Source organism: Xanthomonas floridensis (genome assembly GCF_001642575.1).
GTDB lineage: Bacteria > Pseudomonadota > Gammaproteobacteria > Xanthomonadales > Xanthomonadaceae > Xanthomonas > Xanthomonas floridensis.
The window spans coordinates 1-25,074 of the sequence record NZ_LXNG01000015.1 but is presented as its reverse complement, the minus strand read 5'-3'; the positions used below and the strand labels follow the sequence as shown (position 1 = coordinate 25,074).

The 25,074-nt window shown below is 65.3% G+C and carries 19 protein-coding genes; 16 read left to right on the top strand and 3 right to left on the bottom strand.

Going from position 1 to position 25,074, the window contains the following annotated elements:
* Positions 1-101: 101 nt before the first annotated feature.
* Positions 102-2,006, bottom strand: coding sequence for a molecular chaperone HtpG (gene htpG, locus A7D17_RS09990; RefSeq protein ID WP_064508938.1), 1,905 nt, complete (start codon positions 2,004-2,006; stop codon positions 102-104).
* A 237-nt stretch (positions 2,007-2,243) separates the two neighbouring features.
* Here htpG and rsmD point away from each other — a divergent pair, with 237 nt between their 5' ends.
* The 6 genes from rsmD to A7D17_RS09955 all read left to right on the top strand — a co-directional run bounded on the left by rsmD (position 2,244) and on the right by A7D17_RS09955 (position 8,254).
* Positions 2,244-2,867: a 16S rRNA (guanine(966)-N(2))-methyltransferase RsmD gene (gene rsmD / locus A7D17_RS09985; RefSeq protein WP_064508937.1), complete on the top strand. Its 624-nt coding sequence runs from the start codon at positions 2,244-2,246 to the stop codon at positions 2,865-2,867.
* Entirely contained in the window at positions 2,864-3,370 is a 507-nt protein-coding gene (gene coaD, locus A7D17_RS09980; protein WP_064508936.1) for a pantetheine-phosphate adenylyltransferase, read from the top strand. The genes rsmD and coaD overlap by 4 nt, the downstream gene beginning before the upstream one ends.
* 48 nt (positions 3,371-3,418) lie before the next feature.
* Positions 3,419-3,916: a hypothetical protein gene (locus A7D17_RS09975; RefSeq protein WP_029220243.1), complete on the top strand. Its 498-nt coding sequence runs from the start codon at positions 3,419-3,421 to the stop codon at positions 3,914-3,916.
* A gap of 234 nt (positions 3,917-4,150) precedes the next feature.
* Positions 4,151-4,435, top strand: a complete 285-nt coding sequence (locus A7D17_RS09965; protein ID WP_029220241.1) for a YfhL family 4Fe-4S dicluster ferredoxin — start codon at positions 4,151-4,153, stop codon at positions 4,433-4,435.
* Positions 4,432-6,210, top strand: coding sequence for a gamma-glutamyltransferase (ggt, locus tag A7D17_RS09960; RefSeq protein ID WP_064508934.1), 1,779 nt, complete (start codon positions 4,432-4,434; stop codon positions 6,208-6,210). The genes A7D17_RS09965 and ggt overlap by 4 nt, the downstream gene beginning before the upstream one ends.
* A gap of 283 nt (positions 6,211-6,493) precedes the next feature.
* Positions 6,494-8,254: a glycoside hydrolase family 9 protein gene (locus tag A7D17_RS09955; protein ID WP_064508933.1), complete on the top strand. Its 1,761-nt coding sequence runs from the start codon at positions 6,494-6,496 to the stop codon at positions 8,252-8,254.
* Positions 8,255-8,507: 253 nt separating this feature from the next.
* Here the strand turns inward: A7D17_RS09955 and upp are convergent, their stop codons facing one another.
* A complete protein-coding gene (gene upp, locus A7D17_RS09950; RefSeq protein WP_029220238.1) occupies positions 8,508-9,140 on the bottom strand; it encodes a uracil phosphoribosyltransferase in 633 nt (210 codons plus the stop codon).
* A 152-nt stretch (positions 9,141-9,292) separates the two neighbouring features.
* Between upp and A7D17_RS09945 the strand changes: the two genes are divergently transcribed.
* The 4 genes from A7D17_RS09945 (at position 9,293) to A7D17_RS09930 (ending at position 15,301) form a co-directional block, all read left to right on the top strand.
* Positions 9,293-11,854, top strand: a complete 2,562-nt coding sequence (locus A7D17_RS09945; protein WP_064508932.1) for a TonB-dependent receptor — start codon at positions 9,293-9,295, stop codon at positions 11,852-11,854.
* Positions 11,854-12,972: a phytase gene (locus A7D17_RS09940; protein ID WP_064508931.1), complete on the top strand. Its 1,119-nt coding sequence runs from the start codon at positions 11,854-11,856 to the stop codon at positions 12,970-12,972. The genes A7D17_RS09945 and A7D17_RS09940 overlap by 1 nt, the downstream gene beginning before the upstream one ends.
* Positions 12,960-14,348 carry a purple acid phosphatase family protein gene (locus tag A7D17_RS09935; RefSeq protein WP_082861860.1) on the top strand — a complete coding sequence of 463 codons (1,389 nt, stop codon included), beginning with the start codon at positions 12,960-12,962 and terminating at the stop codon, positions 14,346-14,348. Before A7D17_RS09940 ends, A7D17_RS09935 begins: the two co-directional genes overlap by 13 nt.
* Positions 14,349-14,593: 245 nt before the next feature.
* Positions 14,594-15,301, top strand: coding sequence for a glycosyltransferase family 32 protein (locus A7D17_RS09930; protein WP_064508930.1), 708 nt, complete (start codon positions 14,594-14,596; stop codon positions 15,299-15,301).
* Positions 15,302-15,910: 609 nt separating this feature from the next.
* Here the strand turns inward: A7D17_RS09930 and A7D17_RS09925 are convergent.
* Positions 15,911-17,407 carry an aminotransferase class III-fold pyridoxal phosphate-dependent enzyme gene (locus A7D17_RS09925; protein ID WP_064508929.1) on the bottom strand — a complete coding sequence of 499 codons (1,497 nt, stop codon included), beginning with the start codon at positions 17,405-17,407 and terminating at the stop codon, positions 15,911-15,913.
* Between the two features lie 121 nt (positions 17,408-17,528).
* Here A7D17_RS09925 and A7D17_RS09920 point away from each other — a divergent pair, with 121 nt between their 5' ends.
* The 6 genes from A7D17_RS09920 (at position 17,529) to secF (ending at position 24,248) form a co-directional block, all read left to right on the top strand.
* Positions 17,529-17,960 carry an Lrp/AsnC family transcriptional regulator gene (locus A7D17_RS09920; protein ID WP_064508928.1) on the top strand — a complete coding sequence of 144 codons (432 nt, stop codon included), beginning with the start codon at positions 17,529-17,531 and terminating at the stop codon, positions 17,958-17,960.
* 266 nt (positions 17,961-18,226) lie between these two features.
* Positions 18,227-19,297, top strand: coding sequence for a tRNA preQ1(34) S-adenosylmethionine ribosyltransferase-isomerase QueA (gene queA / locus A7D17_RS09915; protein ID WP_064508997.1), 1,071 nt, complete (start codon positions 18,227-18,229; stop codon positions 19,295-19,297).
* An 81-nt stretch (positions 19,298-19,378) separates the two neighbouring features.
* Complete coding sequence (gene tgt, locus A7D17_RS09910) at positions 19,379-20,524, top strand: tRNA guanosine(34) transglycosylase Tgt (RefSeq protein ID WP_064508927.1); 1,146 nt, start codon at positions 19,379-19,381, stop codon at positions 20,522-20,524.
* A 133-nt stretch (positions 20,525-20,657) separates the two neighbouring features.
* Positions 20,658-21,011, top strand: coding sequence for a preprotein translocase subunit YajC (gene yajC / locus A7D17_RS09905; RefSeq protein ID WP_064508926.1), 354 nt, complete (start codon positions 20,658-20,660; stop codon positions 21,009-21,011).
* Positions 21,012-21,343: 332 nt separating this feature from the next.
* A complete protein-coding gene (gene secD, locus A7D17_RS09900) occupies positions 21,344-23,188 on the top strand; it encodes a protein translocase subunit SecD (RefSeq protein ID WP_064508996.1) in 1,845 nt (614 codons plus the stop codon).
* A gap of 91 nt (positions 23,189-23,279) precedes the next feature.
* Positions 23,280-24,248, top strand: coding sequence for a protein translocase subunit SecF (secF, locus tag A7D17_RS09895; protein WP_064508925.1), 969 nt, complete (start codon positions 23,280-23,282; stop codon positions 24,246-24,248).
* Positions 24,249-25,074 lie beyond the last annotated feature (826 nt).

The window sequence follows — 25,074 nt, the reverse complement described above, 5'->3', positions numbered from 1 at the left end:
GGGCGTCAGGGGCCTGGGACCGCCTGCCCGATACTCTTGAGCTCTCAAAACACAAAGGCCGGCATCAAGCCGGCCTTTGTGTCACGCTCAACTCCTGCTGCTCAGGCAGACAATTCCAGCAACAACTTGTTCAACCGCTTCACATACCCGGCCGGGTCCTTGAGGCTATCGCCCGCCGCCAGCGCCGCCTGGTCGAACAGCACGCGGCTCAAATCGCCAAACCGGTCCATATCCTGTTCCGCATCCAGCTTTTCGATCAGCGGGTGGGCCGGGTTGAATTCGAACACCGGCTTGGACTCCGGCACGGCCTGGCCGCTGGCTTCCAGCAGCTGACGCATCTGCAGGCCCAGGTCGCCCTGGCCAATGGCCAGGATCGCCGGGGAATCGGTCAGGCGGTGGGAGACGCGCACTTCGGCCACGTCGCCGCCGAGGGCGGCCTTGATGCGCGAGGCCAGGCCTTCCTTGGACTTGGCGACTTCTTCCTGCGCCTTCTTGTCTTCTTCCGAATCCAGCTTGCCCAGGTCCAGGTCGCCGCGTGCCACGTCCACGAACGACTTGCCGTCGAATTCGGTGAGGTAGCTCATCAGCCATTCGTCGATGCGGTCGGTGAGCAGCAGCACTTCGATGCCTTTCTTGCGGAAGACTTCCAGGTGCGGGCTGTCCTTGATCTGCGCGTAGCTTTCGCCGGTGAGGTAGTACAGCTTGTCCTGGCCTTCGGCCAAGCGACCCACGTAATCGGCCAGGCCCACGCTCTGCGCGCCGCTGCTGTCATGCGTGGAGGAGAAGCGCAGCAGGCCGGCGACCTTTTCGCGGTTTGCATAATCCTCGGCCGGGCCTTCCTTCAACGCTTGGCCGAAGTTGCGCCAGAAGGTGGCGTAGTCGTCCGGCTTGTCCTTGGCGAGTTTTTCCAGCATGTCCAGCGAGCGCTTGGTCAGCGCGGACTTCATCGAGTCCACCACCGGGCCGGACTGCAGGATCTCGCGCGAGACGTTGAGCGACAGGTCCGACGAATCCACCACGCCCTTGATGAAACGCAGGTACAGCGGCAGGAACTGCTCGGCCTGGTCCATGATGAAAACGCGCTGCACGTACAGCTTCAGGCCCTTGGCCGAATCGCGGTGATACAGGTCGAACGGGGCGCGGCCGGGCACGAACAGCAGCGAGGTGTATTCCAGCTTGCCTTCGACCTTGTTGTGGCTCCACGCCAGCGGGTTGCCCGCATCGTGCGCGACGTGCTTGTAGAACTCCTGGTACTCCTCGTCCTTGATCTCGGACTTGGGGCGCGTCCACAGCGCGCTGGCGCGGTTGACCGATTCCCACTCCGGCTCGGCGGGCTTTTCAGCGTCTTCGCCGTAATGCTCCTTGCGCATTTCGATCGGCAGGCCGATGTGGTCGGAATACTTCTTGAGGATGTTGCGCAGGGTCCAGCCGTCGGCAAAGGAGTCTTCGCCTTCCTTCAGGTGCAGCACAATGCGGGTGCCACGCTCGGGCTTGTCGATGCTGGCGATTTCGAATTCGCCTTCGCCGCGCGAGGACCAGTGCACGGCCTCGTTGGCGGGCAGGCCGGCGCGGCGCGAGTACACGTCCACCTGGTCGGCCACGATGAAGGCGCTATAGAAGCCCACGCCGAACTGGCCAATCAGGTTGGCGTCCTTCTTCTGGTCGCCGCTCAGGTGCTTGAGGAAATCGGCGGTCCCGGATTTGGCGATGGTGCCCAGGTGCGACACCGCGTCCTCGCGGCTCATGCCGATGCCGTTGTCGTCGATGGTGACGGTGCGCGCGTCCTTGTCGTAGTCGACGCGGATGCGCAGCTCGCCGCCGCCTTCCAGCAGCTCGGGCTTCACCAGCGCCTCGAAGCGCAGCTTGTCGGCGGCGTCGGCGGCGTTGGACACCAGCTCGCGCAGGAAGATTTCCTTGTTCGAATACAGCGAATGGATCATCAGCTGCAGCAACTGCTTGACTTCGGTCTGGAAGCCCAGCGTCTGCTTGTCGGTCTCAACGGTCATTGGGGTCGTGCTCCATGGTGGTCCGGGCCGCACTGCGGCCGATGGCCCTGGGGATGCGGCCGTGGACGGTTTTTTTCAAGGCGCGGGCGCGAATGTGTCGTGCAGCCATGCCGGGGCGGGTAGGGCGGGGCCGGCGACGACGGCGGTATCATGGGCACCCCTTGCCGCGCTCCGAGCCATGTCACCACGCGTTCCTGTCCTCTTCGACCTCCGCCGACCCGTCAACGGCAGGCCGCGATGAGCCGCCCGGCACGGCCGGCGCCGCGTGGCGCGGAGGGACAGGTGCGCATCGTGGGCGGGCGCTGGCGCAATACGCGGCTGGCGGTGCCCGATGCGCCCGGCCTGCGCCCAAGCAGCGACCGCGTCCGCGAGACGGTGTTCAACTGGCTGATGCCGCGCCTGCCCGGTGCCCGCGTGCTGGACCTATTCGCCGGTTCCGGCGCGCTGGGCCTGGAGTCGGTCTCGCGCGGCGCAGCGCATGCCACACTGATCGAGCGCGACCCCGGGCTGGCGCAGCGCCTGCGCGAGCACGTGGCCCGGCTGGGCGCGGCTGGGCAGGTGCAGGTGCTGCAGGAGGATGCGCTGCGCTGGCTGGAACGCGCGCCTGCGGCCGCGGCCGATATCGTGTTCGTCGACCCACCGTTCGCGGACGGCCTGTGGGCCGGCGTGCTCGAACGCCTGCCCGCGCATCTGGCCGCCGAGGCCTGGCTGTATCTGGAAACGCCGGCCGATGCGGTGCCCCAGCTGCCGGCCGGCTGGCACCTGCACCGCGAGGGCGGCACCCGGCAGGTGCGCTATGCGCTGTATCGCCGGGCCGCTGCTACACTGAACGGCGATCCGACCCCGGTAGTTTCCGTATGAGCGTGGCCAATAGCCGCACCGCCGTCTATCCCGGTACCTTCGACCCGATCACCAACGGCCATATCGACCTGGTGAATCGCGCCGCGCCGCTGTTCGAGCGCGTGGTGGTGGGCGTGGCGTACAGCCCGTCCAAGGGCCCGGCGTTGCCGCTGGAAAAGCGCGTCGCGCTGGCACAGGAGGCACTGGCGGCGCACAAGAACGTGGAAGTGCGCGGCTTCGACACGCTGCTGGCGCACTTCGTGCGCGACATGCAGGCCGGGGTGCTGCTGCGCGGCCTGCGTGCGGTGTCGGACTTCGAATACGAATTCCAGATGGCCAGCATGAACCGCCATCTGATCCCGGAAGTGGAAACCCTGTTCCTCACCCCGGCCGAGCAGTACAGCTTCATCTCGTCGTCGCTGGTGCGCGAAATCGCACGGCTGGGCGGCGATGTCTCCGGCTTCGTTCCGGCCTCGGTGGTCGAGGCGCTGCGCCAGGTGCGCGAATCCCGCGCCCAGGCCTGATCCGATTTTTCGTTACATCACCACACGCAGTTCAAAGGGAGGAGTTTCATGAAACACACCATGCGCGCTCTGGCGCTCGCTTCGATCGCCGCGCTGGCAGTCACCGCCTGCAAGAAGGAAGAGCCGGCTCCGACCGCCGCTGCGGCTCCCGCGCCGCTGAAGGCCCCGGCCAAGGACGACAACGCCGGCTGGAAGAAGTACCTGCAGGAAGTGGTCGGCCAGAACCTGGGCGCAACCACCAACAGCCCGTTCCTCTACTACTTGCCGCCGGAGTCCGATGCCGAGTTTGCCGGCAGCTACGAGCGTCAGCTGGAAAGCGTCAAGACCGCGCTGGCGCGTGGCGTGCAGCCGGGCAACATGCTGGCCTTCGGTTCCTCGGCCTCCACCAAGATGGCCGACCTGATCGAGGCCGCGTTCAAGGACGTGCAGCCGGATTCGATGAAGGGTGTGCGCGTGCTGTTCATTGGCGATGCCGCCGAGAATGCGCGCGTGCAGACCATCGTCCAGCCCAAGGGCGCGGAATACACCTTCGTTGAAGCCAAGTAATGCCGTACCAGGCCGGATGCGCGGGAGGGCGCAGCCGGCCGCCGTGTGCGGAGCCAGCAGCATGCTGACGTCGCACATTGCCGGAGCCGGCCGTGTCAGGCCGGTCTCCGACAGCGCCGCAGGCGGTGTCCATTTGCTGATCGTCTGCGCCGTGTGCGCCTGCCTGCAGCAGTACGTTGCGTTCCAGCGCCTGCAGTTGAATCGCGCTGCCTCGCATCGCATGGTGGTGTCGATATGTCGCTGAAAATCAACGAGCTCTGCGTCAACTGCGATGTCTGCGAGCCGGCCTGTCCGAATCAGGCGATCTCGATGGGCGAAACCATCTATGTGATCGACCCGGCGCGTTGCACCGAGTGCGTGGGCCATTTCGACGAAGCGCAGTGCGTGGTGGTGTGCCCGGTCGAATGCATCGACCCGGATCCGGACATCCCGGAAACCCACGATCAATTGCTGGCCAAGCTCATGCAGCTGCAGCGCGATCATCCCGAACTGTACGAACAGGAGCCTCCCGCCCCGTGAGCACTTTCTTTCGACATTTTTCGACACGTGGCCTGCTGTTGCTGGCGTTCGTGCTGGCACCGCCGGCCTGGTCCGCCGACGGCAGCACGCCTGCCGCCGGCGCGCCCACGGCGGTCGCTGCGCATCCACCCGGCGCTGCCGTGGCCAGCGGTCATGCGCTGGCCACCGATGCCGGCCTGCAGATCCTGCGCGAGGGCGGCAACGCATTCGATGCGGCGATTGCGGTGTCGTCCACGCTGGCGGTGGTCGAGCCGATCAGCTCGGGTCTGGGCGGCGGTGGATTCTTCCTGCTGCACGATGCCAAGACCGGCAAGGACGTGATGCTGGACGCGCGCGAATACGCGCCCGAATCGGCAACGCCGGAAAAATTCCTCAACAAGCAGGGCGAGCTGGATCGCGACCGCTCGGTCAACGGGCCGTGGTCGGCCGGTATTCCCGGTCTGCCCGCCGCGCTGGTGGAGCTGGCGGCCAAGCATGGCCGGCTGCCGCTGAAGCAATCGCTGGCGCCGTCGATCCGCATCGCCACCGAGGGGTTCCCGGTGTACGCGCGCATGGCCAAGGGCTATGCCTCGCGGCGCGAGGTGATGGAGCGGTACCCCGGAACGCGCGAAGTGTACCTGCGTGGCGGAAAGCCCATTGCCGAAGGCGACATCTTCAAGCAGCCCGAGTTGGCGCACACCTTGACGCTGCTCGGCGACAAGGGCTTCGATGGGTTCTACAAGGGCGAGACCGCCAAGAAGCTGATCGCCGGCGTCAAGCAGGCCGGCGGCCACTGGACCGCGGCAGAACTGGCCGGTTACAAGGTCAAAGAGCGCACGCCGATCCAGTTCGATTACCGCGGCTGGACGATCACCACCGCGCCGCCACCGTCGTCCGGCGGCATTGCGCTGGCGGCGATGCTGCAGATTCTGGAAGGCTGGGACCTGAGCAAGCTCGACGACGTGCATCGCACCCATCTGGTGGTGGAATCGATGCGCCGCGCCTACCGCGACCGCACCTTCTTCCTGGGCGACCCGGACTTTGTCGACGTGCCGCAGCGCGTGCTGACCAGCAAGGATTATGCGCAAGGCCTGCGTGCCACCATCAATCCGGAGAAGGCCACGCCCAGCGATCTGTTGTCGGGTAACCCCACGCCGCTGGAAGACGACGAGACCACCCACTTTTCCATCATCGACGGCGAAGGCAACCGCGTCGGCGCCACCCAGACCGTCAACCTGCTGTACGGCTCGGGCCTGATCCCCAAGGGCACCGGCGTGCTGCTCAACGACGAGATGGACGACTTCGCGCTCAAGCCGGGCACGCCGAATGCGTTCGGCGTGATGGGCTATGCCGCCAACGCTCCCAAGCCGGGCAAGCGCATGCTCAGCTCGATGACGCCCACCTTCATGGAATCGGCCGACAAGGCGATCGTCCTCGGCACCCCGGGTGGCAGCCGCATCATCACCATGGTGCTGCTCGGCATCCTGGGTTACGACGCCGGGCTGGATGCGCAGGCGGTCAGCGCATTGCCGCGCTACCACCACCAGTGGTTGCCGGACGTCATCGACGCCGAGAGCAACGCGTTCTCGCCGCAGACCGCCAAGGGCCTGCAAGCGATGGGCCACGCGCTCAAGCTGCCGGGCGACACCGCCGAGGGCGGGCGCGGTTCCAGCCACGTATGGGGCAACCTGCAGACCGTGGAATGGGACAAGCGCAGCAACGTGCTCAGTGGCGGCAGCGACCCGCGCAATCCGGTGGGCAGGGCAGACGTGCAGTTGGCAACACCGGCGCGATGAATCCGTCCTGCCTGCTCGGTGCTCCGGAGCAGGCAGGACGGAAGCGTTCGAGCGGGGATGGGCTCTGCTGCGGTAGGGTCTTGCCAGAGCTGGTTCGGCCGGGGCGGCAGCGTTGCCAGCTGCCGCGCCGTGAAACGCCTCAGGTGCGTCTGCGCAAGGTGCTGGCCTGCGCCGGCCCAAGGGTTTGCTCGTCGCACCTTGGCCAGCAGCAATGCGATTTGGCGCGGTGGCTTATGTCGGGATTGGACTTGTCGCTGTGCGTCGATTTGGCGACCATCGTGGCATGACCATTTTCCAGACCCTGATGACCGCCATGGTGATCGCATCGCCTATCGCCGCCTGTGCGGCCGATACCACCGGCACTGCCGGCACCACCACGACGACCGGCGCTGCCATCCACGTCAATCAGCTCGGTTATCTGCCCGGCTCGGCCAAGCTGGCGGTGGTCGCCTTGCCGCAGGGCGTGGCGCCGGGGGCGGACCGTTTCACGGTCGAAGATGCACAGGGCCGCAAGGTGCTGCAAGGTAGCTTGCAACCGTCGGCGCTGTGGTCGCCGGCCGGGCAGCAGGCGCGGGTGGCGGATTTCTCCAGCGTGCGTGCGCCGGGCACCTACCGGTTGAAGATCGACGGGCTGCCGGCCTCGGATGCATTTCCGATCGATGCGCGTGCGTATCAGCCGGTGGTCGATGCGTCGCTGAAGGCGTTCTACTACAACCGCGCCAGCACCGCGTTGCCAGCGCAGTTCGCCGGGCGTTACGCGCGTGCGGCCGGGCATCCGGACACGCAGGTGCGCATCCATCCTTCTGCCGCGTCTGCCACGCGTCCGGCCGACAGCGTGATCAGCGCGCCCAAGGGCTGGTACGACGCTGGCGATTACAACAAGTACATCGTCAATTCCGGCATCAGCACCCACACCTTGCTGGCGGCCTACGAGCACTACCCGGCGCTGTTCAAGGCGCAGGCCCTGACCATCCCCAACGACGCGCCCGGCGTGCCCGGCATCCTGCAGGAAACCTGGTGGAACCTGGAATGGATGCTGGCCATGCAGGACCCGGCCGATGGCGGCGTGTACCACAAGCTCACCGATAAGCAGTTCGATGGGCTGGTGATGCCGGAGCAGGCCAAACAGCAACGCTACGTGGTGATGAAGGCCACCGCGGCCACGCTGGATTTTGCGGCGGTGATGGCGGCCGCCAGCCGCGTGTATGCACCATTCGAAAAGCAGTATCCGGGCGTGTCGGCGCGCATGTTGAAGGCTGCGCGCGATGCCTGGAGCTGGGCGCAGCAGCACCCGGACGTGATCTATCGCCAGCCTGACGATGTGCGGACCGGCGGTTACGACGATGCACAGGTGGCCGACGAGTTCGCCTGGGCGGCGGCAGAGCTGTATGTCACCACCGGCGAGGATGGGTTCTACGACGCCATGCTGGCGCGCAATGTGCCTGCCAGCGTGCCGGGCTGGAGCAATGTGGGCGGGCTGGCCTGGATGTCACTGGCCGCGCATCGCGACACGCTCACGCCGCATGCGGACCGTGCACGCATCACTCAGGAGGTCACTGGTCTTGCGCAGCGCCTGGCCGACCAGTGGCAGGCATCGCCGTGGCGGTTGGCGATGACCGATACCGATTTCGTCTGGGGCAGCAATGCGGTCGTCCTCAATCAGGCGATGATGCTGTTGCAGGGCTACCGCGTGACGCAGCAGCGCCGTTACCTGGATGCCGCGCAGTCGCAACTGGATTACATCCTGGGGCGCAATCCGTTGGGGCTGTCGTTCGTTACCGGGGTGGGGCAGCGCACACCGATGCATATCCACCACCGCCCCTCGGAGGCCGATGGCATCGATGCGCCGGTGCCCGGCTGGTTGGCGGGCGGCCCGCAGCCGGGCCAGCAGGACGCCAAGGACTGCAAGGCGAGCTATCCCTCCAAGCTGCCGGCGCTGTCGTATCTGGACGATACCTGCAGCTATGCGACCAATGAGGTGGCGATCAACTGGAATGCACCGCTGGTGTATGTGAGTGCGGCGGTCCAGGCGTTGACACGCTGAGGCGGGCTTTCGCGCGAGGACGCGGTGTTGCCTCCTCCTGTCGGGGGGAAGGTGCCGTGTAGCGCCGACGAGGGTACGCCGTCGGCCAGGACACTGGCACGCCGCACCCTCACCCCAACTCCTCTCCCGCAGGAGAGGGGCCCACGTCGCCTCCGCCGCGCTTGCGGCGCGGTTGCGCCAGGGCATGCACGCCAATAGCGCGCAAGCGGTGGCTTCTTGCCCCGGAAAGAGAGGGGCGAGAAGCCATCACAGCTCACTCCACCCGCGTGCCGAAGATGCGGTCGCCTGCGTCGCCCAGGCCGGGCAGGATGTAGCCCTTTTCGTTGAGATGGTCGTCGATGGCGGCGGTGTAGACCTCCACGTCCGGGTGCACCGCTTCCAGCGCCTTCAGGCCTTCAGGTGCGGCGACCAGGAAGATGCCCTTGATACGGCGCGCGCCGGCGCGCTTGAGCATGTCGATGGTCGCGATCAGGGTACCGCCGGTGGCCAGCATCGGGTCCAGGATCAAGGCATCGCGTTCCTCCAGGCGGCCGGTGAGGCGCTCGAAGTAGGGCACTGGTTGCAGGGTTTCTTCATCGCGCTGCAGGCCCACCACGCTGACGCGGGCGGCCGGGATCAGCGCCAGCACGCCGGGCAGCATGCCAAGACCGGCGCGCAGGATCGGCACCAGGGTAATCTTGGCGCCGGCAATGCGCTGCACGTTCACCGGGCCGGCCCAGCCCTGTTGCACATGCGTTTCGGTGTCCAGGTTCGCCGTGGCCTCGTAGGCCAGCAACGTGCCCAGCTCGGTGACCAATTCGCGAAAGCCCTTGGTGCTCAAGGCGGCATCGCGCAGCAGGCCGATCTTGTGCTGGACGAGAGGGTGGCGGACTTCAACGATTTTCATGGGCAGCGACAACGCGGGAGAGACGCACAGTGTGCCGTAGCGATGCCTCGCGCTGCCACACATGACATGTGATCGCGCTTACACATGTCATGTCGGTGAAACGTCGCAGACATAGTGTGCACACCCATTCTTAACCGATTGGGGACGCACTCGTGGTGAACAAGACTCCGCTCTGCCTGGCGATCACGCTGACGCTGGCCACCGCCGGCTGGAGCCAGCAGGCACATGCGGCAGAGGTTGCTGCCCCGTCCGGCGCCGCCAGCAGCGCAGCGGCCATCGATCTGGAGCGCCTGGAAGTGCGCCCGCAGCTGGAAGCGCAGGAGCGCGCCGTGGACCTGAAACGCGCGTCCGATGCCATCCAGGATGCGGTCGCCTCCGATGCGATGGGCCGTTACCCCGACAAGAATGTTGCAGAATCCTTGCAGCGCCTGCCCGGTGTCAGCGTCACCCGCGATCAGGGCGAAGGTCGCTTCGTGGTGATCCGCGGCCTGGACTCGTCGCTCAACAGCGTCACCATCGACGGCATGAACATGGGCACGCCCGAAGACGGCACGCGCTCCACGCCGTTGGACGTGATTCCTTCTGATTCCACCGAGCGGCTGAAGGTGGTGAAGTCGCCGACCCCGGACATGCCGGGCGATTCGATCGGCGGCGCGATCCAGGTGGAATCCACCTCCGCATTCGACCGCGACGGGCGCACCCTGCGTGGTTCGATCGAAGGCAGCCACCAGTCGCTGTCCGGCAAGACCAGCCCCAAGGGCGCGTTCAATTACAGCGACATCTATAACGGCACCTTCGGCGTGGCGGTGGGTGTGAACTACCAGGACCGCGAGTTCGAATCGGACAATACCGAGGTGGCCTACGACACGTTCGCCGGCGGCGCGGAAGACGATCTGTTTGCCGGCGAAGTGCAACGCCGCAAATACTTTATCGAGCGCACCCGCATGGGCGCCAACCTCAATCTGGACTGGCGCCCGGATGCCGACAACCGTTACTACCTACGCTCGCTGTACAGCCGTTTCGACGATGCTGAAACACGTCAGCGCACCATCTTCGGCCTGGGCGACGGTGAGATTAGCGCCAACGGCGATGGCACCTACACCGTGGCCGATCTGCCGGCCGACAGCATCTCCAAGCGGGTGCGCTACCGCACCAAGAAGGAAGACAACACCGCGATCAGCTTCGGCGGCGAGAACCGCCTGAGCAGTGCCACCATTGATTACAAGGTGGGCTATACCAAGACCACCGAGCGCGTGAATGATGAAATGGAAGCGCGCTTCAACTACGACGGCGATGACCTGGCAGCCACGGTGGATCAGCGCAGCGGCATTCCGCGTCTAGGGTTCTCCGACAACGGCTGGCAGAGCAACCAGGACTTCGTGTTCGACCGCTTCGTGGTGGCGCCCAAGCAGGTGGACGACAGCGAGCGCAGCGCCCAGGTCAATGTGCGCTTCGATGGCGAACACTCCAGCTTGAAGATGGGCGTGCTTGGCCGCTGGCGCGAGCGCGATGTCAACGTGGATGAAAACGAGCTGCGGCGTGGCCCGGCGATCGACCTGAGCAGCTGGACCACCGCTGCGCCGGAGCACCGTGGCGGTACGCTGGGCGAAAGCATCGGCTCGAACGGCATGCGCCGCTACTGGCGCGCGTCGGGCGGTCTGTACAGCGCACGTCCGCAGGATGTGGGCGGCAACCAGCAGGTCTCGCTGCAGGACGACTACACCGCAACCGAAGACGTATTCGCCACCTATGCGATGGGTACCTGGGATATCGGTGCGTTGCGCGTGATTGCCGGCGTCCGCGTGGAAAACACGCAGTTCAACGCCACCGGCAACCAGGTGGACGTTGCCGAAAACGGCCGCACCGCCACGGTCACGCCGCGCGAGGCATCCAGCAGCTACACCAATGTGTTGCCGGGCCTGCACCTGCGTTACGACAGCGGCAACGACTGGGTGCTGCGATTTGCCGCCAACAAGACCTTGTCGCGTCCATCGTTCGGCGATGTGTCGCCACGTGTGAGCATCAACCGTGGCGATGAAGAAGTGAGCATCGGCAACCCCGATCTCAATCCGTACCGTTCGCAGAATCTGGACGTGTCGTTCGAAAAATACATCGGCAGCACCGGCCTGATCTCGCTGGGTGTATTTCACAAGTCGATCGACGACTACATCGTGCAGACGCTCAACACCAACGACGCGGAATTTCCTGGGCTTCAGGTCACCCGCTCGATCAACGGCGACACCGCCAAGGTGCGCGGTGCCGAATTCAACTGGCAGCAGACGCTGGATTTTCTGCCCGAAGGCTGGAACGGGTTTCTGGTCGGCGCCAGTGCCACTGCGCTGGACAGCGACTTCGACCCGGGCCTGAGCAATCGCGCCGGCGATGACTTCATGTTGCCGCGCTCGTCCAAGCGCATCTACAGCGGTCATCTGGGCTATGAAAAGTACGGTTTCAGTGCGCGCGTGGCAGCGGTGTATCGCAGCGAGTACCTGGACACCATCGGCCAGAGCCGCGCGTACGATATCTACGTCGCCCCGCACACCCAGATGGACTTCAGCATGAGTTACCAGTTCAACCGCCACATCAGCCTGTACCTGGAAGCGCAGAACCTGCTGGATGAGCCGCTGGAGCTGTACCAGGGCGTGCCTTCGCGCACGCTGCAGAACGAGGAATACGGCCGCACCTATGCGCTGGGCCTGAAGGTGGCGCTGTGATGCGTCGTGGCGTGATGCTGCACTCCACACTGCTTGCGAGCGCCTTGCTGTTGGCAGGGTGTGCGACCAAACCGGCCGACCGCGAAGCCGACGAAGCGCTGCTCACCGACCCCACCCTCAGCGACGCGAAGGTTGCGCATGAAGTGGTGCCGGAAGCCTTTATCACCGCGCTGACGCCGTCCGACAACCTGGATTCGCCGGCTAGTTGGGCAGCGCCCGATGGCAGCCGCTGGGTGATCGCCACCGCCAAAGCCACGCACGCACTGGTGGTGTTCGACGGCGACAGCGGCAAGCGGCTGCGCGTGGTCGGCGGCAAGGGCAAGGCATTGGGCAAGCTGGACCGGCCCAACGGGATTTCGGTGGTCGATGACCTGTTGTTCGTGGTGGAGCGCGACAACCGCCGCGTGCAGGTGTTCTCGCTGCCGGATTTCAAACCGCTGACCGCGTTCGGCCAGGACGATCTGCGCGAGCCTTACGGGCTATGGGTGCGCAAGCATGACGGCGGCTACGAGGTGGTGGTCAGCGACAACTACATGTCGCCGGCCAACAAGGACCAGCCGCCGCCGCTGGCCGAGCTGGGCCAGCGTTTTCGTCGGTATCAGTTGGGTGCGGCAGGGCAGGGCTGGCAGGCGCGGCTGACGCAGAGTTTTGGCGACACCACCGAAGCAGGTGCGGTGCGCATCGCCGAATCGGTGTTTGGGGATGAGGTCAATGCGCGGCTGCTGATTGCCGAAGAAGACGTGGCGGTGGGCACGCAGTTGCGCGAGTACGGCATGGACGGGCGCTACCGCGGGCGCGATGTCGGCGCCGGGCTGTTCAAGGCGCAGGCCGAGGGCTTGACCCTGCTGCAATGCGCCGACGGCAGCGGCTACTGGATCGCCACCGATCAGTTCAAGGACCGCAGCGTGTTCCAGGTGTTCGATCGCAACACGCTGGCGCATGTGGGTGCCTTCGCTGGCCGCGTCACCGCCAATACCGATGGCGTGTGGCTGGATCAGCGCGGCGATGCGCGCTTCCCCGGCGGCGTGTTCTACGCGCTGCACGACGACCAGGCCGTGGCCGCCTTCGACTGGCGCGACATCGCACGCACCCTTCGGCTGAAGGAATGCGCGCAGTGACCGCAGTCCGCACCGCGCTGTACGCCGCACTCTGTGCATGTGCACTGGCCACTGCCCCGGCACTGGCCGCCGAGCGCACCGCCGAACCCAATACCCAGGTGCCAGCCGGCTCCACCCACTATGTGGCCGATGGCTTCCCGGACCGGATCGTCGCCACGCCCGCACAGGACGCGGCCACCGGTTTTGCGGTGGCCTGGCGCACCGATGCCAGCGTCGATCAGCCATGGCTGGAGCTGGTGATCGCCGGCGATTCGCCCGACGTCGGTACGCCGCGGCGCATCCGCGCCAGCACCGCCACGCTGAGCAGCGAAAACGGCAGCTCGCATCACCATCGTGCCGATATCGACGGCTTGCAGCCCGACACCTTGTACGCCTACCGCGTGCAGGGGCACGGCACCTGGGGCGCATGGAATCACTTTCGCACTGCCGCCACGCCGCAGACACCGCTGACGCTGCTGTATTTCGGCGACACCCAGAACAAGAATCTGAGCCTGGTGTCGCGGGTGATCCGCCAGGCCTGGCGCTCGGCGCCGGATGCGCGTCTTGCGCTGTTTGCCGGTGATCTGGTCAGCGGCAAGGACGGCCAGGACGACAACGAATGGGCCGAGTGGTTCGAAGCCGGGCGCTGGTTGCTGGAAGGCACTGCAGTGGCGCCGGCACCGGGCAATCACGAGTACCACGAAGAGGGCGAAGACACCCCGCAGGCCACCCGCATCCTGGGCAGCCATTGGCCGGTGACGTTCGCACTGCCGCGCAATGGGCCGTCGGCCACCGCACGCACCAGTTACTGGTTCGACTATCAGGGCGTGCGCATCGCCGTGCTGGACGGCACCTCGGCGCTGGACCTGGGCACCGGCCCGGCGCAGGCGCAATGGCTGGACAAGATCCTCACCAATAATCCGCACCCGTGGTCGATCGTGCTGATCCACCAGCCGTTCTTTTCGCCGCGCGCCGATCGCGAGAACGAAAAACTGGTCGAGCAGGTATTGCCGGTGATCCGCCGGCACAAGGTGGATCTGGTGCTGCAAGGGCACGACCACACCTACGGCCGGCGCGGCGACCAGGCCGGGCAGGCCACGCCGGTGTTCGTGGTGTCGGTCGCCGGGCCCAAGCAATACCGGCTCTCGGACATGGCACGCAAGACCATGCGCCCGGTGGGCGAAGACACCCAGCTGTATCAGGTACTGCGCATCGACAACCAGCACCTGGGTTACGAATCGCGCACCGCCACCGGCCGCCTGTACGACGCCTTCGAACTGCAGCGCGATGCCAACGGGACCAAGCGGCTGATCGAACACCAACAGGGGCGCATTGCGCCACGCGATTGTCCGCGCAATGCCACGCTCAAGGGGCGTGCAGATCGCTGTTGGGAGTGATGCCTGATGTCACGGTGAAGGCACGGCGATGACAGGCGCCGTGCAATGTGTGGCAGATGTGCCAACTTCTGCCACGCATAGTTTTTGTTGATGGGGGCGTGAGTCACTCATTCAAAAATGTGTGTTATGTCACATTGATAACGAGGCTACGGTGCGTTTAGCCAGAGCCTCAAGCGGGTTGCGTGATCGATGCAGCTACTGCGGCCGGGGTTCTGGTGCCCCCCGGACCACTGAGCCGTATTCCCATGATCCCCCATGTGTTTCATCTGACCGCACCCACCAAACAGCTGTTGTGGGAAGAGCGCAGGGTGTGTGCCCGACTGCAACGTTTGCTCCCCGACTGGACCTGTTATGTCTGGGACGATGCCGATAATTCCGAGTTGATGCGGCGTGCGTTTCCGACGCTTGCGCAGCGCTACGAGCAGATCCGCTTTGGCGTCATGAAGGCCGATATCGCGCGTTGCGCCTACATGCATGCGCATGGCGGCTTTTACTTCGATACCGACTACAAGCTGCTGCGCCCGCTGGGCAACGATTTGCTGATGCAGCACTGCGTATTGCCGGTGGAAGAAGGCGCGCCAGGTACCGAGGATTTCAAGATCGGCAATGCCGTGTTCGGTTCCGAGGCCGGCCACCCGTTCTGGCGTGCCTTCATCGAGCATATCTTCGAGCTGCATGCCCCCGAGACGCTGGAAGACCACCGGCAGATCCCGATGATCTCCGGCCCGCGCGGGCTGACGCGTTTCTACAACGCGCACCAGCAGCAGTTTGCCGGCATCGCCTTTCCACCGCGCGATGCGTTTCATCCGGATCGCACCTGGTTTGGACTGGGCCATCGTGGCGGCGCGCTCGCGGTGGGCTCGCACCTGTGCTGGGCGTCCTGGCGCGGCAAGTCGCCGCGTCATGCGATGACCAACTACTTGCGGCGCAAGTTGAGCGCTGTTCCGATCTGATCGGCGCATAGTCCGGGATGTGGATGCGGTTCGCCGAGCCGGCCGGATGTTTCGGTCGGCGCGCAGCGTCGTTGCTTGCCAGCCTGCGCCGCTGCCCGCAGTCACGTGCCTGCGGCATCCAGGGCAGGGCGGCGTGCTTGCGCGTTGGTGCGCTCACAGGAAAGGCACGCAGTGTAGAAGGACGCAGTGGTGGTTCGGCAGCCATGTGCCAACAGCATCCAGCGCAAGGTGGCGTGCTGCACGTTGGTGTTCGGGTGGCTGGTAAGCGGTAGGGAGAGGCGCAGTGGTGGGCGCGCCAAGCATGCATCCCGGCAGACGGACCAGCGAGCCCGGAGCGACACTGCTCGCCGGGCCGGATCGGTCACTGCCAGGCGCATGCCGGCCAGCTGCGATTCATACAGGCTCGCCTGATCGCGCCGTTTCAGCTTCGCTTTGCTGCTTGACGTCGCAAGGCCGCGCTGCGCTCAGTGACCTTGGCGTTTTGCATGCTGCCCACGGTATCTACACCACGGCCTGCGCTCGGGCCGCATTGCTGCGGGCAGCGCTGCCCTGACGCGCGTCGGGCAGACGCCTCGACTGCACTCAGGCAGCCGAGGCGTGAGTGACGACTCAGGCCGCCTCGGCCTGTGCCTGGCGCGGGCCTTCCTTCAGGGCGCGTGCAATCAGGCCGACCAGCAGGTCCAGCTCGTCTTCGTCCATCGCAAAGTGCGGGGTGAAGCGCAGCGAATTTTCGCCGCCGTGGATCACGTTGACGCCGCGCTTGCGCAGCCACTCCTCGGTGGAGCCGGCGCCGTAGCATTTGAACTGTGGGGCCAGCTCGCAAGAGAACAGCAAGCCGGTGCCCTGCACCTTGGTGATCAGCCCGCCCAGCTCCGAGCGCAGCGCTTCCAGTTTGGCAATCGCCTGCGCGCCACGCACGCGGATGTTGTTGCGCACCTCGGGGGTGAACAACGCCAGAGTGGCGCAGGCCACATCGAGCGCACGCGGGTTGGTGGTCATGGTGTTGCCGTAGGTGCCCTTGCGATACACCTGCGCGGCATGCTCGGTGACGGCCAATACCGACAGCGGATATTGCGCCGCGTTGAGCGCCTTGGAATAGGTTTCCAGATCCGGTGGGGCGAGCTGTTCGAAACCGGGGTAGTCCACCACCGACAACACGCCATGCGCGCGTAGCCCGGCCTGGATCGAATCCACCAGCAGCAGGCTGCCGTGCAAGCGGGTCAGCTCGCGCGCGGCGGCGTAGAACTCGGCCGGCAATGCGCGGCCAGGGTCGCCTTCGCCCATCACCGGCTCCAGGAAGACCGCCTCGATGAACCAGTGATTGCGGGCGGCCTCGTCGAAGGCGCGCTGCAGGGCGGCCACATCGTACGGGGCGATGGCGATCACCGAATCCTCGTCGCGATAGCTGGCCAGATACTTGGTGTAGGTCTTGCGGCTGGAATCGGAATACAGCCCGGGGCGGTCGGTACGGCCGTGGAAGCTGCCCTTGACCACCAGCCGCTTGATGCTGGCGCCGGCATGGCGCGCACCCGGGTCGGTATGCAGCTTGGCGTTGGTATCGACGATACGCGCGGCCAGGCCCACGGCCTCGGACCCGGAGTTGAGGCACATGAAGCGCGCGAACGGGCAGCCGCCACGGGTATGGCCGATCTCGGCGCGCAGGGCACGGTCGAGCCGGCGCTGCGACAAGCTGGGCGTCATCACATTGGCCATCACCTGCGGGCGCGCCATGGCCTCCAGCACCGCTGCGGGGGTATGGCCGAAGCCCAGCATGCCGTAGCCGCCGGCGTCGTACAGCACCGCGCCCTTGAGCGTGACCACCCACGGCCCGCGCGCGGCCAGCGCCACGTAGGGCGTGACTGCATCGTCGGCGTAGAAGTTGATGAAACCGTCCTGCACCGCGGCGATCTGGGCATCTTCGTCCAGGTCGAGCAGGTCGCCGGCCTCGTCGCGCACCTGGGCGTATTCGGCGGCAGCGGCGTCGATGGCACGGGCCAGGTCCGGGTGGCTGCCGGCCAGGCGGGTGATGGCGGCATCGTCCAGGCCATCGGTCAGGCGGCGGCCGGCATGGGCACGCAGCGGGGCGAGCGGGGCAAGGACAGACATGGCGCATCTCCAGCAAGGTGGCGTTGTCTTTCTATTATCGGCAGGAGATCGGCATTTGGCAGCGTGAATTCTGACGAGATGTGCGCTATTTTCGGCGATTCGCCGAAACGCCTGGACAAAAGTGAGAGTCACCCCTTCCGACGAGCGCCTGTTGTCGCTGCTGCGCGAGGACGCCCGCGCCTCCACCGCGCAGATCGCGCGCCGGCTCGGCCTCTCACGCACCACCGTGCAGAGCCGCATCGAAAAGCTCGAGCGCGACGGCGTGATCAGCGGCTACACCGTGCGCACCCACGACGCCTACGACCAGGGCCGCATCCGCGCGCATATCCTGATTACCGTCTTGCCGAAGAAGATGCCGGCGGTGGTCAAGGCGCTGCGCGACATTCCCGAGGTACGCCTGCTGCATTCGGTCAGCGGCGCCTACGACCTGATCGCCCTGGGCGTGGTCGGCGGCGTCAACGAAATGGACGTGCTCACCGACGCCATCGGCGCCATCGACGGGGTGGAGCGCACGACCAGTTCGATCATTTTGTCGACCAAGTTTGAGCGGTGAGGGGGAATTGGGAATTGGGAATCGGGAATCGGGAATTGGGAATCGGGAATCGCAACAGCAACAGCAACAGCAACAGCAACGGCAACGGCAACGGCAACAGCGACAGCGACAGCAACGGCAACAGCGACGGCAACGGCGACAGCGACAGCGCTTCACCGTCACCAGTGCCGCTCCCGGCTCACTGCTCTTACGATTCCCGATTCCCGATTCCCGATTCCCGGCCGCAGTTACAATGCCCGGCTCCTCAGCCATCTAATCCTGCGGCCTTGAAGAAGTCCGATTTCCGTTACGACCTACCCGACGCGCTGATCGCCCAGGCGCCGCTGGCCGAGCGTGCGGCCAGCCGCCTGCTGGTGGTGCCGCCGGAGCCGGCGGCCTTCAGCGACCGCCAGGTGCGCGATCTGCCGGAGCTGCTGCAGCCCGGTGACCTGCTGATCTTCAACGACACCCGCGTCATCCCCGCGCGGCTGTTCGGGCAGAAGGCCAGCGGTGGGCGGGTGGAAATCCTGATCGAGCGGCTGCTGGGCGAACGCGAGGCGCGGGTGCAGATCGGCGCCAGCAAGTCGCCCAAGGCCGGGAGCCTGATCGCGCTGGATGCCGGCGGGCAGGCCGAGGTGCTGGGCCGCGATGGCGAGTTCTACCTGCTGCGGTTCGACATCCCGGTGCCGTTGCACCAGTGGTTGCCCGAGGCCGGCCGCCTGCCGCTGCCGCCGTACATCCGGCGCGAGCCGGGGGTGGAGGATCGCGAGCGCTACCAGACCGTGTTCGCCCGTGAAGTCGGCGCGGTCGCCGCGCCCACCGCCGGCCTGCACTTCGACGAGGCCCTGCTGGCGCGACTGCGCGAGCGCGGGGTGGAGTTCGGACACGTCACCCTGCATGTGGGCGCCGGCACCTTCCAGCCGGTGCGCGTGGACAGGCTGGACCAGCACGTGATGCATACCGAATGGCTCAACGTGGGCGCGGCACTGGTGGAGCAGGTGCGCCGCACCCGTGCACGCGGCGGCCGCGTGATCGCGGTGGGCACCACGGTCGTGCGCTCGCTGGAAAGCGCGTGGCGCACCACCGACGCCGCACCCGAGGGCGAACTGCAGCCGTTCGCCGGCGAAACCCAGATCTTCATCCTGCCCGGCTACCGCATCCGCAGCGTCGACGCGATGGTCACCAACTTCCACCTGCCCGAGAGCACGCTGCTGATGATGGTCTCGGCCTTCGCCGGCCGCGAGCGCATTTTCGAGGCATACCACCACGCCATCGCGCAGCGCTATCGCTTCTTTTCGTATGGCGATGCGATGTTGCTATGGGGCCGGGAATCGGGAATCGGGAATGGAGAATCGTAAGTCGGCATCCGCCGAACGATCAGTCACCTGTCAACCGCTCTTCCGATTCCCAAATCCCGATTCCCCATTCCCGGCCTTTCAATGTCCCGACTCCAGTTCCAGCTCCAGACCACCGACGGCCACGCGCGCCGTGGCCGCCTGACCTTTCCGCGCGGGACGGTGGAGACGCCGGCGTTCATGCCGGTGGGCACGTACGGGTCGGTCAAGGGCATCCTGCCCGAGCAGATCCGCGCGCTGGGCGCGGAGATCATCCTGGGCAATACCTTTCACCTGTACCTGCGCCCGGGCCTGGAGGTGATCGGCGACCATGGCGGCCTGCATGGGTTTGCGCGCTGGGACGGGCCGATCCTCACCGATTCCGGCGGCTTCCAGGTGTTTTCGCTGGCGCACCGGCGCAAGATCACCGAGCAGGGCGTGACCTTTTCCTCGCCCACCGATGGCGCACGCGTGTTCCTGGGGCCGGAAGAGAGCATGCAGATCCAGAAGGTGCTCGATTCGGACATCGTGATGATCTTCGACGAGTGCACGCCATACCCGGCCACCGAAGAGGTCGCGCGGCGCTCGATGGAGTTGAGCCTGCGCTGGGCGCAGCGCTCGCGCGACGCGCACGACGGGCTGGGCAACGATGCGGCGCTGTTCGGCATTGTGCAGGGCGGGGTGCATCCGGACCTGCGCACCCGCTCGCTGGAGGGCCTGCGCGCCATCGGCTTCGACGGCTACGCCATCGGCGGGCTGGCGGTGGGCGAGCCCGAGCACGAGCGCAATGCAATGCTGGAACACCTGCATCCGCGGCTACCGGCCGACCGCCCGCGGTATCTGATGGGCGTGGGCCGGCCGGAAGACCTGATCGAAGGCGTGGCCCGCGGGGTGGATATGTTTGACTGCGTCATGCCCACCCGCAATGCGCGCAATGGCCACTATTTCACTTCGTTCGGCACGGTGCGCATCCGCAACGCCAAGTACGAACGCGACCTGGACACCATCGAGCCCGGCTGCGGCTGCCATGCCTGCAGCAGCGGCTATACGCGCTCGTATCTGCGCCACCTGGACCGCTGCAACGAGATGCTGGCGCCGATGCTGGGCACCCTGCACAACCTCTGGTACTACGAAAAACTGATGGCCGACATGCGCGCGGCGATCGCGGCGGGAACCTTTGTGCAGTTCCGGCGGTCCTTCTATGCGGCACGCGGCGCCACCACGCCGCCGTTGCCGGGGGAAACCAGCTGAGCCCTGCCGTCCGTGCCCTCAGCGCGGACGGGGTGGAACCCGCGTGGCATAATTCCCGGCTGTTCCGCCCTGGCGGTACCTGAATAGCGAGTGGGCCCGTAGGGCGCGCTGGCACCAAACTAGGATGCACTGAATGAATTTGCTCGATTTCCTTATCCCGGTCGCCCAGGCGCAAGCCACCGGCGGCGCGCCGGCCGCTGGCCCGATGGGTAGCCTGTCTACCTTCGCGCTGCCGATCATCCTGATCGCGGTCATGTATTTCTTGATGATCCGCCCGCAGATGAAGCGTCAGAAGGAGCATAAGTCGCTGCTGGACAAGCTGGCACGCGGCGATGAAGTCATCACCTCCGGCGGCGTCGCTGGCGTGATCACCGACATCGGCGACAACTTCATCAGCGTGGAAGTGGCCGACAACGTCCGCATCCGCGTGCAGAAGAGCGCCGTGGGCCACGTGCTGCCGAAGGGCACGCTGAAGTCCGCCAGCTGAGTCGCGCTCGGCAGCAGGCACCGTCTGGCGCTGCCGGCCGGTGCTCGAAAACGGCAGGGGCCGCTCGTACACTGCGCTGTCGTCGTGCTGCAGATGCGTGATTGGGCCTGCTCGCGACATCGCTGCACAGGAACACCTGCAACACCACAGCTGCGCGCACCGTCAGGCGGGCGCAGTGTCGGTGCACGGAGTCGGAACGCGCCCTTTGGGCGCTTTCGCTCCGCGCACTGCCCGTATCCACCGGATGACCGCTCGCGACGCTGTATCGGCCGCTTGAAGTCGTTCTCACTGCTAGGCGCGGCGCCGGGATGGTGCTGTGCGGGACTGTCGCAATGCTCGAATTTCCTCGCTGGAAGTATTTCCTGATCCTGCTGGTGCTGGCGGTCAGCGCGCTGTATGCGCTGCCCAACATCTATCAGAAAGACCCGTCCGTGCAGATCACCGCCAGCCGCGGTGCGCAGCTCGACGACGCATTGCGCAGCCGGATCGACGGCGAGCTCAAGGGCGCGGGCATCACGCCCAAGGCCGTCACCAAGGAGGGCGACAGCCTGATGGTGCGCCTGCCTTCGTTGCAGGCGCAGACCCGCGCCAACGATGTGCTGCGCCAGCAGCTGGGCGAGAACTACACGGTGGCGCTGAATCTGGCCTCCACCGTGCCGGAGTGGCTGGCCAAGCTGGGCGGCAAGCCGATGGTGCTGGGCCTGGACCTGGTCGGCGGGGTGCATTTCGCCATGCAGGTCGATCAGAAGGCCGCGGTGGAAAAGCGGATCGAAGGCTTTGCCGAAGACATCCGCACCACCTTGCGTGACAGCCGCATCGCCTATCGGGCGGTGGAGCGTCGCGGCGACAACAGCATCCAGATCAGCCTGGGCGAGGGCGCCAGCGCCGACGCTGCGCGCACCGCGCTGGCCAAGGCGCAACCGACGCTGACCTACGACGTCAGCGGCCAGAACATCGCAGTGCAGGTGCCGGAGGCCGAGCTCAAGCAGATCGCCAGCGGCGCGATCGAACAGAACCTCACCACCTTGCGCAATCGCGTCAACGCGCTGGGCGTGGCCGAGCCGACCATCCAGCGCCAGGGCGAAGACCGCATCGTGGTCGAGCTGCCCGGCGTGCAGGACACCGCCGAAGCAAAGCGCCTGATCGGCGCCACCGCCTCGCTGGAATTCCGCGCGGTGGTCGAGGGTAACGCCGAAGACGCCGTGCGCAGCGGCAGCATCCCGCCGGAAGCCAAGGTCTACCGCGTGCGCGATACCGGCGCGCCGGTGTTGCTCAACAAGCGCGCGCTGGTGACCGGCGACCAGATGGTCAGTGCTAGCGTCAGCAACGACCAGAACGGCATGCCCGCAGTGTCGGTGACGCTCAACAATGTCGCCGGCCAGCGCATGCTCGACTACACCAGCGCCAACGTCGGCAAGCTGATGTCGGTGGTGTACATCGAGCGCATCCCCACCGTGACCATGGTCGACGGCAAGGAAGTGCGCAGCGTTCGCGTCAAGGAAGAAGCTCTGTCGCCCACCCGCATCGCCGGTGTGTTCGGCAAGAACTTCCAGACCACCGGCCTGGAGAAGGTGGAAGCGGAGAACCTGGCCAAGCTGCTGAAGTCCGGCTCGCTGGCTGCGCCGATGGATTTTGTCGAGGAATACGTGATCGGTCCGAGTCTGGGCGCGGAAAACGTGGAGCGCGGCGTCACTGCGGTGGTGTACTCGTTCCTGTTCACGCTGGTGTTCTTCACCATCTACTACCGCGTGTTCGGCGCGATCACCTCGGTGGCGCTGCTGTTCAACCTGCTGATCGTGGTGGCGGTGATGTCGCTGTTCGGCGCCACCATGACGCTACCGGGTTTTGCTGGCCTTGCGCTGTCGGTCGGTCTGTCGGTGGACGCCAACGTGCTGATCAACGAGCGTATCCGCGAGGAATTGCGGCTGGGCGTGCCTGCCAAATCGGCAATTGCCGCGGGTTACGAAAAGGCCGGCGGCACCATCCTGGACGCCAACCTCACCGGGCTGATCGTGGCAGTGGCCTTATACGCATTCGGCACCGGCCCGTTGAAGGGCTTCGCGCTGACCATGATGATCGGTATTTTCGCCTCGATGTTCACCGCGATCACCGTGTCGCGTGCGCTGGCGGTGCTGATCTACGGCAGCCGCAAGAAGCTGAAGACCGTCGCCATCTGATGCGAGTCCCTCGCAAGAGCCCGCAATTAAAATGCGAGTCCCTCGCAAGAGCCCGCACATCCATGTGCGGACTTTTTAGGAAGATCTTTCAATGAAAATTTTTCCGCTTCATCTGATCCCGAACGACACCAAGATCGACTTCATGCGTCTGCGCAAGCCGGTGCTGGTGTTGATGCTGGTGATCGCTGTTGCCTCGATCGGCGTCATCGTCGGCAGGGGATTCAATTACGCGCTGGAGTTCACCGGCGGTACGCTGGTGCAGACCTCGTTCCAGAAAACCGTGGACGTGGACAGGGTGCGTGAGCAGCTGGCCAAGGCCGGGTTTGAAAACGCCCAGGTCCAGAACGCACGTGGCGGTAACGAAGTCATGATCCGCCTGCAGCCGCACGGCCAGCACAACAACCGTGACGATGCCGCGCGTACCGTGGCCGAGGATGTGCGCAAGGCGGTGACCAGCGACGAGAATCCGGCTACGGTGCAGCCTGGCGAATTCGTCGGCCCGCAGGTCGGCAAGGACCTGGCCCTGAACGGCGTCTACGCCACGGTGTTCATGCTGGTGGGCTTTCTGATCTACATCGCCTTCCGCTTCGAGTGGAAGTTCGCGGTGGTTGCCAGCCTGACCGCGCTGTTCGACCTGCTGGTGACGGTGGCCTACGTATCGCTGACCGGCCGCGAGTTCGACCTGACCGTACTGGCCGGCCTGCTGTCGGTGATGGGCTTTGCGATCAACGACATCATCGTGGTGTTCGACCGTGTGCGCGAAAACTTCCGCGCATTGCGCGTAGAGCCGCTGGAAGTGCTCAACCGCTCGATCAACCAGACGCTGTCGCGCACGGTGATCACGGCGGTGATGTTCTTCCTGTCGGCGATGGCGTTGTACATCTACGGCGGCGAGTCGATGGAAGGCCTGGCCGAAACGCACATGATCGGTGCGGTGATCGTGGTGATCTCGTCGGTGATCGTGGCGGTGCCGATGCTGAGCATCGGGCCGTTTGCGGTGACCAAGCAGGACCTGCTGCCCAAGGCCAAGGACGTGGAGGCGCTGGCGCGTCGTCCTTGATGGGTTGGCAAAAGGTGTGACGAAAAAACCGCGCATTGCGCGGTTTTTTTGTTTCTGGCCGTGGGCGTCGTGACTGCATGGTGCGCACTGTGAGGCTATTACTCAAGATCGTGAACACTAGGGATTTCGTCGGACACGTGATGCCGATCGATACGCAGTACGTTGCGGTAGAGAGCCGCTGGCCAGGATGAAGCGCCGTATCCAACTGAGATACGCCTGCTCAGTGCGCAGGCTTTAGTGCCCAACGCGCACGCGTTCGTGCACTTGATCGAGCAGCCGCGTCGGCGTACGTGCTGTTACGCATTGTTTTTGGGGATGTATTTCATACGCCTGTGCCCTTGCTGGATAAAACTAGAAGCCGCGCAAAGGTAGAGTCCGCTTGCCGTCGCGTAATCCCTTGATGGCGGCTAGGATTTCCCCATTCACAAAGCGTCAGCGATCGAAGATAATCCGTGCGACACCGCATTTCGACGGTCCGATAGTAGTTAGGTCGTTCACATGCAACCCAGGCTCTTCGAGAAAAAATTCACCGACCTTGGGCTCGTGCTGAGCGACAAGACTATTTTGTATTCCCGGATTCTCGCGTTATCCCATTTCAATCGTCGCCACATGCAGAATTTCGTCCCTGCCTACGAGATATTCTTTATCAACATGAAGCACGATTCCGGGCAGTCCACTTTGCTCTACTGCAATATCAAGCTAAGGATGGTCTGATCAACGCCATCGGAGGATGAGGTAAGCCGCATCGGTCGCGCCAATGACGCTCAGGCCTGCGGTTTTTGGCCGTTTCCGGCGCATGTGCGCGGTGTTGCCCCTGCTACAGGCA

Bases quoted from the DNA above. Each gene is read 5' to 3' on its own strand.
- htpG (WP_064508938.1), bottom strand. From the start codon at position 2,006: ATGACCGTTGAGACCGACAAGCAGACGCTGGGCTTCCAGACCGAAGTC.
- rsmD (WP_064508937.1), top strand. From the start codon at position 2,244: ATGAGCCGCCCGGCACGGCCGGCGCCGCGTGGCGCGGAGGGACAGGTG.
- coaD (WP_064508936.1), top strand. From the start codon at position 2,864: ATGAGCGTGGCCAATAGCCGCACCGCCGTCTATCCCGGTACCTTCGAC.
- A7D17_RS09975 (WP_029220243.1), top strand. From the start codon at position 3,419: ATGAAACACACCATGCGCGCTCTGGCGCTCGCTTCGATCGCCGCGCTG.
- A7D17_RS09965 (WP_029220241.1), top strand. From the start codon at position 4,151: ATGTCGCTGAAAATCAACGAGCTCTGCGTCAACTGCGATGTCTGCGAG.
- A7D17_RS09955 (WP_064508933.1), top strand. From the start codon at position 6,494: ATGACCATTTTCCAGACCCTGATGACCGCCATGGTGATCGCATCGCCT.
- upp (WP_029220238.1), bottom strand. From the start codon at position 9,140: ATGAAAATCGTTGAAGTCCGCCACCCTCTCGTCCAGCACAAGATCGGC.
- A7D17_RS09940 (WP_064508931.1), top strand. From the start codon at position 11,854: ATGCGTCGTGGCGTGATGCTGCACTCCACACTGCTTGCGAGCGCCTTG.
- A7D17_RS09935 (WP_082861860.1), top strand. From the start codon at position 12,960: ATGCGCGCAGTGACCGCAGTCCGCACCGCGCTGTACGCCGCACTCTGT.
- A7D17_RS09930 (WP_064508930.1), top strand. From the start codon at position 14,594: ATGATCCCCCATGTGTTTCATCTGACCGCACCCACCAAACAGCTGTTG.
- A7D17_RS09925 (WP_064508929.1), bottom strand. From the start codon at position 17,407: ATGTCTGTCCTTGCCCCGCTCGCCCCGCTGCGTGCCCATGCCGGCCGC.
- tgt (WP_064508927.1), top strand. From the start codon at position 19,379: ATGTCCCGACTCCAGTTCCAGCTCCAGACCACCGACGGCCACGCGCGC.
- yajC (WP_064508926.1), top strand. From the start codon at position 20,658: ATGAATTTGCTCGATTTCCTTATCCCGGTCGCCCAGGCGCAAGCCACC.
- secD (WP_064508996.1), top strand. From the start codon at position 21,344: ATGCTCGAATTTCCTCGCTGGAAGTATTTCCTGATCCTGCTGGTGCTG.
- secF (WP_064508925.1), top strand. From the start codon at position 23,280: ATGAAAATTTTTCCGCTTCATCTGATCCCGAACGACACCAAGATCGAC.